Below are 13,662 nucleotides of genomic sequence, written 5' to 3' on the forward strand. Positions count from 1 at the left end.
GTCCACGCATGCTGCCCCACCCCCGACCCATCGATGACGTGCGGGACCTGGACCCGGATGAGCTGCCGGCCCGGCTGCACACCTGGACCACGCCGAAGGTGATCCGCGGGCTGGTCGCGCACTGGCCCCTGGTCGCGGCCGCGCGCCGCTCGCCTGCGGAGGCGGTTGCGCACCTGGCCGCGTTCGACCACGGGCAGATGCCGGTGACCGCGACCACGGCAGCACCCGACGCCGGCGGCCGGCTGTTCTACAACGCGGACATGAGCGGCTTCAACTTCCGCCGCGAGCAGGTACCGTTGAAAGTGGTGCTGGCCACGCTGCTGAAGTACGCCACCGATCCGGCGCCGCCGTCGATCTACGTGGCATCGACGACGCTGGACAGCTTTCTGCCCGGCTTCACCCGGGCCAATCCGCTGCAGCTGGGCGTGGACGAACCTCTCAGCAGCATCTGGATCGGCAACCGCTCGCGCATTGCCGCCCATCAGGACGTACCGGACAACCTGGCATGCGTGGCGGCCGGGCGCCGCCGGGTGACGCTGTTCCCACCGGACCAGATCGACAACCTGTACATCGGCCCGCTCGATTTCACTCCCGCTGGGCAGGCGATCAGCCTGGTCGATTTCCACGCACCTGACCTTGATCGCTTTCCGCGCTTCCCGCAGGCGCTGCAGCAGGCGCTGGTGGCCGAACTTGAACCGGGCGATGCGGTCTTCATCCCTTCACTGTGGTGGCACCACATGGAAGGTCTGGAAACATTCAATGTGCTGGTCAACACCTGGTGGCGGCCGGTGCCGGCCTGGATGGACTCGCCGATGAATGCCCTGATGCTGTCGATCCTGGCCCTGCGCGGATTGCCCGCGGCACAGCGCGCGCAGTGGCGCGCGATGTTCGACCACTATGTGTTCGCCGACAGCGAGGCGGCGACCGCACACATACCGATGCAGGCGCAGGGTGTGCTGGGAACGCTCGACGCGGCGGCGGCCGCGCACGTGCGCCAGACCCTGCTGCGCCGCCTGCAGCGCTGAGGCCGCCGGTCGCGCCGGGCTTCACCCGCGCCGACGCCGTTTCTGGCGATAATGCTGCCTGCATTCCGCCTGCGCCTGCCCGCATTGCGGTCCCCCCCGCCCCATCCTGCTCCGCATGCGCCTGATTTCGCCCCGCCTCAACCTGGGCAAGCTGATCCTGGCCCTCGCCCTGCTCAGCGCCATCATCGCCCTGGCCAATACACTGCTGGCCAGCTACCGCGTGCAACGCGACCAGCTGGTCGGCAACACGCTGGAGGCCAACCGCGTCTATGCCAGCAAGCTGGCCGAGACGACCCAGAACTTCCTGCTGTCCGCCCAGCAGCAGTTGGCCTACAGCGCGACCCGGCTGGGCGAGGCGGACATGGATCCGCGCCAGGCGCAGGGCGAAGCCAGCCGCCTGCAGCTGCAGTCGAGCAGCTTCAACTCCTCGCTGGTCGTGGATGCCGATGGCCTGGTGATCGCCACCTCGCCCCAGACGCTGCAGCTCCAGGGCGAGATCCTGCACAGCGCGGGCAACAATGCGGCACTGGCCTCCCGTCAGCCGATGATCAGCGATCCCTACCAGTCGGCCACCGGCAAGCTGCTGGTCTCACTGTCGCATCCGATTTTCGACGGCCAGGGCCGCTACCGCGGCTATATCAGCGGCACCCTGTACCTGCGCCAGCGCAGCGCGCTGCATACGCTGCTGGGTACGCATTACTATCGCGACGGCTCGTATCTGTATGTGGTCGACCGCCATGGCCGCCTGCTGTACCACGTCGAAGGCGAGCGGGTGGGCGACTATGTGGTCGGCAATCCGGCGGTGACGGCGGTGATCCACGGTGAGCGGGGAGCGCAGCAGGTACGCAACAACCGCGGTGTATCGATGCTGGCCGGCTATGCCCCGGTCGCTGTCACCGGCTGGGGCATCGTCGCCCAGCGGCCCACCGAAGCCACCCTGCAGCCACTGTCGCGGCTGATGTCGGCGGTGATCTGGAACGCGATCCCGCTGGGTGTGTTGTCACTGGTGATCACCTGGTGGTTCGCCCGGCGCATTTCGCTGCCGCTGTGGCAGCTGGCGCGCAACGTGCAGGCCGGCGAGGACACCGGCAACGCGATCAGCCATGTCAACGGCATCCGCGCCTGGTACTTCGAGGTTGCCCAGCTCAAGCATGCGGTGCTGCACAGTTTCAACGCACTGCAGGACCGGATCGGCACGCTCAACCGCGCCAGCCGCACCGATCCGATGACCGGTCTGTTGAATCGTCGCGGGCTGCAGCATGCGCTGGATGCGCTGCAGGCGCAGGGCATTCCCTTCGCGATCCTGGCGCTGGACATCGATCGCTTCAAATCGATCAACGACGGCCATGGGCATGACGTCGGTGATGCCGTCATCGTCCATATCGCCGAGCAGATGCGCCGCCACTCGCGCGAGAGCGATCTGTTGTGCCGCGCTGGCGGCGAGGAGTTCCTGCTGCTGTTGCCGGGTATCGGTACCGAGCCTGCGCGCCAGGCCGCCGAGCGCCTGCGCCAGCACATCGCCGATCACCCCTTCGCACCGGTCGGCACGATCACGGTGTCGCTGGGCGTGGCCCATTTCCCCAGCTTCCATGCCGATGCCGAGCAGGCCCTGCGCCTGGCCGACAAGGCCCTGTACCTGGCCAAGGAACAGGCGCGCAACCGGGTAATCGTCTACCCCCACGCAGACTGAAGCGCAGGCGCGCGGGGCTACGCCAGCCGGTGGCTGGCGGCATAGGGCGGCGTGTCCGGATAGTCGCCACTGGCGAAGCGGGCCTGCAGGGCCTGCCACCAGCCGGGATCGAACAGGTGCCGATAGTGCTCACGCACGGCCGCCAGTTCGCCGGCCGGCAATCCCATGAAGGGGCCGAAGCGTTCGGGGAACACATCGCGCGGGCCAACGTGGAACCAGGGCTCGTCGGCCATCGCCTCTTCCGGCGAGCTCGGCTGCGGCCAGGCACGGAACACACAGTCGCTGACGAGGCACAGTTCGTCGTAATCGTAGAAGACCGCGCGGCCGTGACGTGAAACACCGAAATTCTTCGGCAGCATGTCACCGGGGAAAATGTTGTTGCGCGCCATGTCGGTGATCGCCTGCGCGTAGTCGAGCACCGCAGCGCGCACCGGCTCTGCGCCCTGCTCGCGCAGGTACAGGTTCAACGGGCGGAAACGGCGCTGCACGTAGCACAGCGCCACTTCCACTTCGTCGCCATCGACGCGGATGCTCTGCGCGCACTGGCCCAGCAGTTCGTCAAGCAGCGCCGGCGCAAAGCGGTCGCGCGGGAAGCGCAGGTGCCGATAGGATTGCGCGTCCAGCAGGCGGCCGACACGGTCCAGGTTGAACACCAGCGCGTACTTCTCTTCCACCTGCTGCCTTGACATCGCCTTCGGCCAGGCGAAACGATCGCGGATGAGTTTGAACACCAGCGGATAGCTGGGCAGGGTGAACACGGCCATGACCATGCCGGGGGTGCCTTCGGCGTGGACCAGGCGCTCGTGTGGATGTTCATTGAAATGGCGGAAGAAGGTGCGGTAGCGCTCGGTCTTGCCCTGCTTGGCACGGCCCAGCACGGTGTAGATTTCGTCGATCGGCTTGCCCGGCAGCAGGCTGCGCAGGAACACCACGGCGTCGCCGACGGTGGCCAGGTCGGCCTGGAAATAGCTGCGCGACACGCCGAACAGGTGGGCGACATCGCGGCGACGGGTCAGCACTGCATCGGCACGCAGGCCCTGTTCGTCGTTGACCAGCGCGATCACGCAGGGCGAGAAGCGATGCTCGCCGAAGACGCGCCCTACCAGATAGGCGCGACGCTCGCGGTAGAACACGGTATCCAGCAGTTCGATGCTGCGTACCGGCGTATCGTCCCAGTGCGCAAGATCATCCTGCAGCCGTACGGCGATGGCGGCGGCACAGCGCAGCTGGTGCGCATAGGGAACATCGAAGCGATAGTCAGCCAGCACCCGCTGCAGCGCCTCCACCGGGCGCGTCGGCGAGACCGCATAGGTGTGGCGGGCGACCGGATGGGTGATCGCATCGGACGGCTCGACATCGAAGGCGATGAACTCCACCGCCGGGTCCACGCCGCGAGTGGCGAACAACCGCCGCGACAGCGTGTTGTAGAACGTCTTGTACAGCTCGGCGTCGATCAGCCCCTGCAGCAGGGCGCTGTAGGCGCCGTGCACCTGCAACCACAGCGAGCGCTCGCCGATCGCCTCGCCGGCAAGCCGGCGCAGTGCATCCATCTGCTCGGCGATGCACAGGTCGTACAGGGCGATGCGCTCGACGGCGTCCTGGCGGGCACCGCTCCAGTCGCGCTGCTCGAAGCGCTGCCGCGCGCGGGCGGTGATCGCCGCGAAGCGGGCATGGTACTGCTCGAATCCATCGCGGATGGCGCCGGCGATGCGCGGCGCCAGCTCGGCAGCGATGTCAGGCGTGGGCATGCAGGGCTCACCGGAGAAGATGGCTCAACCATACGCCGGCGTGGGGTGGAATGTGTAGAGCCGGGCCATGCCCGGCTCCAACAAGCATCGGCTCAGATGGCCAGCTCGGCCTCCACTTCCTGCACCTTGCGCCGGGCCAATGCCAGATTGGATTTGCTACGGTCCAGCACGATGTAGAAGAACAGGCCCTTCTTCCTGGCCACCGGGCGCATGATGTGGTACGCCCTGCCCAGCGAGATCAGGATGTCCTCGATGCTGTCGTTGAGGTTGAGCGACGCTGCGGTTTTCATCTTCGCGCGGATCACCTCGGTGTTGCCGGCTGCCGCCACTTCCATGTCCATCCCCGCACCGGCTTCGCCCAGCAGCATGCCGCTTTCATAGTCGACCAGCGCCACGGCCTGCGCGCCATCGATACCCATCAGTGCATTCAACGATTCAGTCAATCCAGACACGTTGCACCCCTTGTCGGTGTAGGTTCGAGCCCCTCGTTCCCCTGCGGCCGGGCTCACGGTCCGCCGAGTTCGGCCAGGATCGCCTGGCCACATTCCCTGCTCTGCCACAGCACCTGGCCGATCACGCTGCGCTGGTCGCAGGCTGCCATCAGCAGCAGCGGCACACGCCCTTCACCGTGAATGGCCAGCATCAGCACCTTGCCGCCCGCGGCTTCCAGCATCAGCGTCTGCAGGTCTCCCAGGACCAGCTCGCGCCCTACTGCTGCCGCCAACGCCAGCATTGCGCTGGTCATCGCGGCCAGGCGTTCACCACGCCCTTCGGCACCGGCGCTGACCAGCGCGAAGCCATCGACACTGGCCAGCACCACGGTGCGCACCCCTTCCACCCGGTGCTGCAGGTCCTGCAGCAACGGCTGCAGGCGTTCGCGCTGGCGTGCATCGGGCAGTGCGGCCTGTCCGTCAGCCATGCGCGGTCACCAGCGCGTACGCTTCGATCTCGCTCATCAGCACATCCATCAGCAACAGCCCCTGTTCGCGGTCGCGCGCATCCAGCGGCAGCAGCGGCAGCGGTTGGCCGTCGATCTGCGCATGTGCTGCCCAGTGTTCCATCGCGGCCGCCGGTGCCTGGTCCAGATGGGTCACCGCCACCACCAGTGCCAGCGCCGGTCCGAACGGCCGCAGCACCTGCAGGTAGCCGTCCAGTTCGGCAGCCACGCCGGCACGTCGGCCATCCAGCAGCAGCACCGCGCCGCGCGCGCCCTGCAGCAGTATCGGCCACAGGAAATCAAAGCGTTGCTGACCCGGCGTACCGTACAGGCGGAGACGCTCGCCATTGGGCAGATCGATGTCGGCGTAGTCGAGCGCCACCGTGGTCGATGCCTTGTCGGCGCCAAGCCGATCGCTGTTGGCGACGTCGGTGTCCACCACCGTGCCGGCGGCGATGCTGCGCACCAGCGTCGACTTGCCGCTGCCCATGCCACCCAGCACGACCACCTTGTGCTCACGCATTGCGTTCGCTCCCGCGCAGGTGGCGCCACAGCCGGGCCAATAGCCCGCTGTCGTTGCCCGTGCCGCGCATGACCGTCACCGTCGCCGCAGGCGCCGGTTGCAGCTGCGCATAGCCACACAGATAAGCGGCGTGCACGAAATCGCGTACTGCAGCCTGCGGAAGGTCGAGCAGCACGGCACACTCGTCCACCGTACAGGCGCGCTTGAGCAGCAGCGAGCACAGGCGGAAGCCATCGTGATCGTGGCCCAGTACGCGGAAGTCAGGCCAGCGCAGCAGTTTCACCGAGGCGACGCGCAGGCGCTCGTCCAGGGCCTGCCAATGCGGGCTGCGCTGCGCCCACTGCCACAGCAACGGGCGCAATGGCTGCCGGGTGCGATCTGCCGCCTGGGCTTGCAGCTGCGCTGCTGTCAGCGCATCGAGCCAGAGCTGTTCGAACCCCCGCGCAAGGCGTTCGACCAATGCCACGACGGGCTCGTGCAGTGCGATGGCCTGGTCCTGCTCCAGGTCCAGCAGCAGCAGGGGCGCAGCGGCATCCCCCAGCAGCGCGTATCCCTGCCGCAGTGGCAAGCGCTCGCGCAGCAGGCGGGTGATCGCGTGTGCACCATCGGCCAGGCGGATCGGCGCGGGCACGTGTGGAATTACGGGTTCCGGTGGGCGCTGCATGCCACGCAGTGCGCGGCCGATCGCGCCGTCATCGAGCACACGCTGCTGGCCATCGCCGTCGCGCAGCTGGCCACCGGGATCTTCGATCCAGCACTGCAGGCGGGGCCGCTGCTGGCGCATGCGCAGGGCCGCGTTGCGCAATGCGGGCGTATCGCGGATGACCAGCAGATCACAGTCGTCCAGATCCTGGCTGCGGCGGATCTGGCCGTCAGGCAGGGCCGAAGCGATGCGCAGGCGCCTGAGCAGGGCCTGCTCTCCCTGGATATCGGTTCCCACTACCAGCACGCGTGCCATCCGTGTTCCCCGTGCGACCGCCTCCCCGGCGATCTCGCGTCGCCAAGGCTAGGTCATCGCCCTCGGCGTCCGTCGTGATCGACCGCTCAGATTGACAGTGCCCGCGCGTACGCACGCATCGGTTCTGCGACGGCCATCGCGGGCAAGTTTCATGCCGTGTTGACGGCATTCCGACAGCTGACGGAAGTCACGTTTTCATCGCTTGGGGTCAGATCCCTTTTGCATGGCAAAAGGGGATCTGACCCCGGAGCCAAAAAGAAACCCGCGCCGAAGCGCGGGTTCCGGGGTCACGACCGAACGGCGATGGATCAACCGCGCAGCTGCTCCAGCGCGGCGTTGAAGGTCGCGCTCGGGCGCATCGCCTTGCTGGCCTTTTCCACGTCCGGACGGTAGTAGCCGCCGATGTCCACGGCCTTGCCCTGCACTGCGATCAGCTCTTCGACGATCTTATGCTCGTTGTCGGTCAGGACCTTGGCCAGCGGGGCGAAGCGTGCCTTCAGTGCGGCGTCCTCGTCCTGCGCGGCCAGGGCCTGCGCCCAGTACAGCGCGATGTAGAAGTGGCTGCCACGGTTGTCGATGCCACCGAGCTTGCGCGAAGGCGACTTGTCGTTGTCCAGGAACTGGCCGTTGGCTTCGTCCAGCGCCTTGGCCAGTACACGGGCTGCTGCATTGTCGTAGCGGTTGCCCAGATGCTCCAGCGACGCTGCCAGCGCCAGGAACTCACCCAGCGAATCCCAACGCAGGTAGTCCTCTTCAACGAACTGCTGTACATGCTTGGGAGCCGAGCCGCCGGCACCGGTCTCGAACAGGCCACCACCGGCCATCAACGGCACGATCGACAGCATCTTGGCGCTGGTGCCCAGCTCCATGATCGGGAACAGGTCGGTCAGGTAGTCACGCAGCACGTTGCCGGTCACCGAGATGGTGTCTTCGCCCTTGCGGATGCGGGCCAGCGAGAACGCGGTGGCTTCCACCGGCGGCAGGATGCGGATGTCCAGGCCGGCGGTGTCGTGGTTCTTCAGGTACTGCTCGACCTTGGCAATGACCTGCGCGTCATGGGCGCGGGCAGCGTCCAGCCAGAACACGGCGGGGGTGCTGCTGAGGCGCGCGCGCTCGACCGCCAGCTTGACCCAGTCCTGGATCGGGGCGTCCTTGGTCTGGCACATGCGCCAGATGTCACCGGCCTCCACCGCGTGCTCGAACACCACGCTGCCCGCGTCATCGGTGACCTTGACCACGCCGTCGGCGGCGATCTGGAAGGTCTTGTCGTGCGAGCCGTACTCTTCGGCCTTCTGCGCCATCAGGCCGACGTTCGGCACCGAGCCCATGGTGGCCGGGTCGAAGGCGCCGTGCGCCTTACAGTCGTCGATGACGGCCTGGTAGACGCCGGCATAGCAGCGGTCCGGGATGACCGCCTTGGTGTCCTGCAGCTTGCCTTCGGCATTCCACATCTTGCCGGAGTCGCGGATCATCGCCGGCATCGAGGCGTCGACGATCACGTCGCTCGGCACGTGCAGGTTGGTGATGCCCTTGTCCGAGTTGACCATCGCCAGGCCCGGGCGCTGCGCGTACTCGGCCTTCAGGTCGGCTTCGATGGCGGCACGGGTGGCCTCCGGCAGCGACGGCAGGCGCGCGACCAAGTCTCCGATGCCGTTGTTGGCATCGAAACCGGCCTGCCGGATGGCGTCGGCGTGCTTGGCCAGCACGTCCTTGTAGAACTCTTCCACGACCACGCCGAACATGATCGGGTCGGAGACCTTCATCATGGTCGCCTTCAGGTGCAGCGAGAACAGCACGCCCTGGCTCTTGGCATCGGCGATCTGCGCGTCGATGAAGGCAGCCAGCGCCTTGCGGCTCATCACGGCGGCATCAACGATCTCACCGGCCTTGACCGCGGTCTTTTCCTTCAGCACGACGGTGCTGCCGTCATTGCCATGGAAGGTGATCTTCAGGGTGCCGGCGTTGGCGAGGGTTGCCGACTTTTCGCTGCCATAGAAGTCGCCCGCGTCCATGTGCGAGACGTGCGACTTCGAATCGGCGGACCAGGCGCCCATGCGATGCGGATGCTTGCGGGCATAGTTCTTCACCGACAGCGGCGCGCGACGGTCGGAGTTGCCTTCGCGCAGCACGGGATTCACCGCGCTGCCCTTGACCTTGTCGTAGCGCGCCTTGTAGTCGCGCTGCTGGTCGTCGGCCGGCGTTTCCGGGTAATCCGGCAACGGATAGCCCTGGTCCTGCAGCTCCTTGATGGCCGCCTTCAGCTGCGGCACCGAGGCGGAGATGTTGGGCAGCTTGATGATGTTGGCGTCCGGCGTGGTCGCCAGCTGGCCCAGCTCGGCCAGGTCGTCACTGACCTTCTGCTCCTCACCCAGCAGTTCCGGGAACTGCGAAAGAATGCGCCCGGACAGCGAGATGTCGCGGGTTTCCACCACGATGCCAGCGGTGGCGGTGTAGGCATCGACGATCGGCAGCAGCGACTGGGTGGCCAGGAACGGGGCTTCGTCGGTCAGCGTGTAGAGAATCTTGGACATGGGGGACTTGGACTCTGTAGCAGTGCTCAGGGAAAGCCCGGCGGCAGCGCCGGACCACGTGCAACCGTGTCTCGCGCGGGGCCTGGCCCCACGCTTTCCCCCGTCGCCGTCAGGGTGGGCGCGCGGCGGGGAAACCCCTGCATTGTCGCGTTTTCAGCCGCGCGGGGCAAAGCCGCGCCATACGCGCCGGTACTGCAACGCAGTGATTCACCCGGCTGGGGGTGTCACGAAAAAAAAAGACGCAGCCTCGCGGCTGCGTCCATCGTGAGCCCTGCCGGGAGAGAGTCGGCAGGACTTACTTGACCTCGAACTCCTGCGGCGTTCCGGCCGCCTTACCATCAACCATGACTTCGGCGCGGTACTTGCCGGCCGGCCAGCCATTGGCATTCTTGAAGGTGATGTTGGTGGTCTCGGCACCGCTGGTGTTCAGCGTGGCATTCTGCTCGCCGGCGACCTGACCGTCCTGGAAGGTCAGCTTGGCGCCGACGTTGACGTTGTTGGCAGCACCGTCTGTGCGGACCGACACGATCACATCGTCCTTCGGCGCGAACAGTGCTGCCGGAGCGACGGACTTGTCCGCTGCCGCCGTCTTGCCGACGGAGACGGAGGAGACGGCTACTGCCGCCTCAGACATCGGCGGCGGCGCGCCGGTCATCGGTGCCGGGGCCGTTTCGGCCGGGGCGGTGGCAGCGGGCGCTGCATTGCTGTCGGTCGACTCTTCCTTCTTCTTGCAACCCACCAGGGCGACGCTGCCCAACAGGGCGGTCAGCAGGGCGGTCTGGAGCGGCGTGGTCTTGATCATTCGGTGTTCCTCCCAGGATTGTCGGATGGCGTGCGGGCGCGGCCGGCTTACTTCGGTGGCAGTTTCAGGGTCTGGCCAGGGAAAATCTTGTCCGGGTCATCGAGCACGTCCCGGTTGGCTTCGAAGATCTTCTTCCAGGCATTTGCGTCGCCAAGATGCGCCTTGGCGATCTTCGACAGCGAGTCCCCCTTCTGCACGGTGTAGGTGCCGCCGCTGACCACCTCGGCGGTGCTGTCCACCGAGCCGCTGACGCCGGAGAAGTCCGCCTTCGGTGCCTGCTGGGCGGTACTGTCGACGCTGGCGCTGACGCCGGAGAAATCAGCTTTCTTCTCGGTACTCATCCACAACTCCCGTCTGCATGACTACGTGGTTCGCACGGTGCCATGGCGGTTGTTAAATGGGGATGGTGCAGATGTGAAGCAGCCCCCCGGGGGGCTGAACAATCGGGAGATGAACACCCCCTGCCCGCTGCTCCACCGGTAGCGCCGGGCCATGCCCGGCGGCGGTGGCTGGGACCGCTGCGCTCGCCGGGCGTGGCCCGGCGCTACCCGTAACCGCCTGCGAGGGATCGGTGGGGCCACTGCGCTCGCCGGGCATGGCCCGGCGCTACCGTAACCGCCTGCGGCGGTTACTGGCGCAGCTCGCGGTAGGTCGCGGCCGGGGCCGCGATGCCGGGGCTGGCGCGCCATGGATTGATGTCGAGGCCGCCGCGACGCGTGTAGCGCGCTTCCACTTCCAGCCACTGCGGCCGGCAGCGCGCGGAGACCTCGCTGAAGATCCGCTCCACGCACTGCTCGTGGAATTCCGCGTGCTCGCGGTAGCTCACCAGATAGCGCAGCAGGCCGGCCCGGTCGATCTTCGGCCCCCGATAGCGCAGGCTGACCGTGGCCCAGTCCGGCTGGCCGGTAACCGGGCAGTTGGATTTCAGCAGCGCGGAAACCAACGTCTCCTCCACCGGCTGCGCAGCGTCGGCCGAGAGGAAGTCCGCCTGCGGGGGGCCGTAGCAGTCGATCTCCAGGTCCAGGCCGTCGATGGATTCGCCCAGCGGTACCGGGCGCAGTTCGGGCAGGCCGAACGCCACCTGCACGGGTGCGCCGGCACAGGCTGACAGATCGTCGACAAGACGCGCATGCAGTGCCTCGGCACTGTCGATGCGGCTGCTGTTGAGGGAATTCAGGTACAGCTTGAACGACTTCGATTCGATCAGGCACGGCGAGGTGCAGGGCACCTGCACGGTGGCGACGGCCACCTGCGGCTTGCCACGCGGGTCGAGCCAGCTCAGCTCGAACGCATGCCAGCGATCATGGCCGACGAACGGCAGCGCGGTGTCGTCGAGGCCGATCTCGGCGCGGGCGGCGCGGCGGGGGATGGGAAACAGCAGGCCGGGATCGTACTGCGACGGGTAACTGACCTCGCGACCGAGGCTGGAATCCTGGGGGGTGTTCATGGGGCCATTGTATCGCGACGCGGCTGGGCCTCCGGCCGGGCCGGCCAACGGCGGAGCCCCTCCGTGGTGGTTTTGTCGGTTGGTCGTGGAAGGCGGTCTATCGGCTTGGCCGGGTGGGTAGGCGGGTCGGGGGACGCCGTAAACCCGTCCTTGGGGGCTTGGCCGCGGCATCCATGCCGCGGACACCCCCGCCCCGCCTACCCACCCGGCCCCTGACAGTTCCCTGCACGCAGCCACCACCACGGGAAAGATCAGAAAAATCAAAATCAAAAGCCAATCCTTCAGACATTCCCGATGTCTGCCTGTGTCGACCAAGGTCGACACCTACCAGCAGCCGCGTGAACCTGTCGGGGGCGGGGCGGTGTGGGCCTGCAGGACCGTTGGCGCCATGGATGGCGCCATCGAGCCCCCATGGACGGGTTTACGGCGTGTCCTGCAGGCCCACACCGCCGCGCCCAACCAACAGAAATCCAGCACCGCTTTTGCCGCTGACGTTGCCGTTGCGTCAGGGGTGCAGGGCTGCAAGCCCTGCCGCAAAGCCTCACCCTGCCGGGGTGCCGGCACCATGCAGGTAGTCCAGGCTCACCTGCAGCAGTGCACGCAGTCCCACGTCCAGCGCCTTCTCATCCAGCAGGAACTTCGGCGAATGATTGGCCGGTGCCGTCGCCGGATCGATGCCAACGCTGGTGGAGCCGACGAAGAAGAACATGCCCGGCACCTCCTTGGCATACAGCGAGAAGTCCTCCGCGCCCATCTGCAGGGGCGGTTCGTACACGTTGTCCTTGCCCACCACCGCCTGCAGGCTCGGCAGCATGCGCGCCGTCAGCGCCGGATCGTTGACCGTGGCCGGGTTGCCTTCTGATTCGTAGATGTCGGTGACCGCCTTTGCCCCGTGCGCGGCCGCAGTGTGCTCTGCGACGTTGCGCAGGTCGGCGAAGATCTGCTGGCGCATGCCCTCGTCGAACGTGCGGATGGTGCCGACCATCTCCACCTCATCCGGAATGATGTTGTAGCGGATGCCGCCGTTGATCGCACCGAAGGTGAGCACCGCCGGCTGCTTGGACAGATTCGCGCGACGGCTGACGATGGTCTGCGCGGTACCGACCAGATCGGCCGTGGCAACGATCGGGTCGACACCGTTCCACGGCGCGGAGCCATGCGTCTGGCGACCGATCACCTTGATGCCGAAGCGGTCCGAGGCGGCCATCAGCGGACCGCCACGCACGGCGATCTGACCGGCCTGCACGCTGGAGAACACATGCAGGCCGAACACGGCTTCCGGCTTGAAGTCGGCGAACAGGCCCTCCTTCAGCATCAGCGCGGCACCGCCTTCTTCCGGCGGCGGCGCGCCCTCCTCTGCCGGCTGGAAGATCAGCATGACCTGGCCCGGCAGGTCCTTCTTCATTGCCACCAGCGCCTCTGCCACACCCAGCAGGGTGGCGGTATGGGCATCATGGCCGCAGGCATGCATCACGCCCACCGTCTGCCCGCGGTACTGATCGGTCGCCTTCGAGGCGAACGGCAGGCCGGTCTGTTCGGTCACCGGCAGCGCGTCCATGTCGGCGCGCAGGGCGATCTTCGGACCCGGCCTGCCGCCTTCGATGATCGCCACCACGCCATGATGGGCAATGCCGGTCTTCGGCTTCAGGCCCATTGCGCGCAGGTGCTTGGCGACCTCGGCCGAGGTCCGTACTTCGCGGTTGGACAGCTCCGGATGCTGGTGGAAATCACGGCGCCACTCCACCACTTTGGCCTGCAGCCGCTGTGCGGCCGCGGTCACCTCGGGGCGCTGCCCGTCCTGGGCATGGGCAAGGGCCGGCAGGGCCAGGATCAGGGCGGACAGCAGCAACGAACGGCGCATCTCGGTACTCCACGGCAGGGTTCTGCACCTGAATGTAGGGCAACGCTGCCTTTACGGGAACCTCCACGGCCGGTCCCGGTCCTAGCGCCCGTCCCATCCGTCATGCAGGAAACGTGATGTGGCACAGGTATGCTTTGCGC

At 67.0% G+C, this 13,662-nt stretch carries 12 protein-coding genes; 2 read left to right on the top strand and 10 right to left on the bottom strand.

What is annotated here, in order from left to right:
- The first annotated feature begins 8 nt into the window (after positions 1–8).
- Together IMX13_RS05790 and IMX13_RS05795 are read left to right on the top strand one after the other, a co-directional pair.
- Positions 9–1,025 carry a cupin-like domain-containing protein gene (locus tag IMX13_RS05790; protein ID WP_065174396.1) on the top strand — a complete coding sequence of 339 codons (1,017 nt, stop codon included), beginning with the start codon at positions 9–11 and terminating at the stop codon, positions 1,023–1,025.
- A gap of 115 nt (positions 1,026–1,140) precedes the next feature.
- The gene (locus IMX13_RS05795; protein WP_193396001.1) at positions 1,141–2,715 is read left to right on the top strand and encodes a sensor domain-containing diguanylate cyclase; all 1,575 of its coding nucleotides are present in this window, start codon (positions 1,141–1,143) and stop codon (positions 2,713–2,715) included.
- Positions 2,716–2,732: 17 nt separating this feature from the next.
- On the opposite strand, the gene aceK is transcribed toward IMX13_RS05795, so the two are convergent.
- The 10 genes from aceK to IMX13_RS05845 all read right to left on the bottom strand — a co-directional run bounded on the left by aceK (position 2,733) and on the right by IMX13_RS05845 (position 13,522).
- Entirely contained in the window at positions 2,733–4,463 is a 1,731-nt protein-coding gene (gene aceK / locus IMX13_RS05800; RefSeq protein ID WP_193396002.1) for a bifunctional isocitrate dehydrogenase kinase/phosphatase, read from the bottom strand.
- A 92-nt stretch (positions 4,464–4,555) separates the two neighbouring features.
- Positions 4,556–4,915, bottom strand: a complete 360-nt coding sequence (locus IMX13_RS05805) for a hypothetical protein (protein ID WP_111186564.1) — start codon at positions 4,913–4,915, stop codon at positions 4,556–4,558.
- Between the two features lie 53 nt (positions 4,916–4,968).
- The gene (locus IMX13_RS05810) at positions 4,969–5,382 is read right to left on the bottom strand and encodes a roadblock/LC7 domain-containing protein (protein WP_193396003.1); all 414 of its coding nucleotides are present in this window, start codon (positions 5,380–5,382) and stop codon (positions 4,969–4,971) included.
- Positions 5,375–5,923 carry an ATP/GTP-binding protein gene (locus IMX13_RS05815; RefSeq protein ID WP_065174394.1) on the bottom strand — a complete coding sequence of 183 codons (549 nt, stop codon included), beginning with the start codon at positions 5,921–5,923 and terminating at the stop codon, positions 5,375–5,377. The genes IMX13_RS05810 and IMX13_RS05815 overlap by 8 nt, the downstream gene beginning before the upstream one ends.
- Complete coding sequence (locus IMX13_RS05820; protein ID WP_053515628.1) at positions 5,916–6,881, bottom strand: hypothetical protein; 966 nt, start codon at positions 6,879–6,881, stop codon at positions 5,916–5,918. Before IMX13_RS05820 ends, IMX13_RS05815 begins: the two co-directional genes overlap by 8 nt.
- Before the next feature lie 308 nt (positions 6,882–7,189).
- On the bottom strand, positions 7,190–9,412 hold the full coding sequence (locus tag IMX13_RS05825; RefSeq protein WP_193396004.1) for an NADP-dependent isocitrate dehydrogenase: 2,223 nt from the start codon (positions 9,410–9,412) through the stop codon (positions 7,190–7,192).
- A 295-nt stretch (positions 9,413–9,707) separates the two neighbouring features.
- Positions 9,708–10,214, bottom strand: coding sequence for a hypothetical protein (locus tag IMX13_RS05830; RefSeq protein ID WP_053515624.1), 507 nt, complete (start codon positions 10,212–10,214; stop codon positions 9,708–9,710).
- A gap of 47 nt (positions 10,215–10,261) precedes the next feature.
- Positions 10,262–10,555 carry a LysM peptidoglycan-binding domain-containing protein gene (locus tag IMX13_RS05835; RefSeq protein WP_053515622.1) on the bottom strand — a complete coding sequence of 98 codons (294 nt, stop codon included), beginning with the start codon at positions 10,553–10,555 and terminating at the stop codon, positions 10,262–10,264.
- 287 nt (positions 10,556–10,842) lie between these two features.
- Positions 10,843–11,661 (bottom strand): NADPH-dependent 7-cyano-7-deazaguanine reductase QueF, encoded by an 819-nt coding sequence (queF, locus tag IMX13_RS05840; RefSeq protein WP_053515757.1) that lies wholly within the window; start codon positions 11,659–11,661, stop codon positions 10,843–10,845.
- Between the two features lie 541 nt (positions 11,662–12,202).
- Entirely contained in the window at positions 12,203–13,522 is a 1,320-nt protein-coding gene (locus IMX13_RS05845; RefSeq protein WP_053515620.1) for a M20 family metallopeptidase, read from the bottom strand.
- Between the last annotated feature and the right edge of the window lie 140 nt (positions 13,523–13,662).

It is taken from the genome of Stenotrophomonas sp. B2 (assembly GCF_014947095.1).
Classification (GTDB): Bacteria; Pseudomonadota; Gammaproteobacteria; order Xanthomonadales; family Xanthomonadaceae; genus Stenotrophomonas; species Stenotrophomonas maltophilia_P.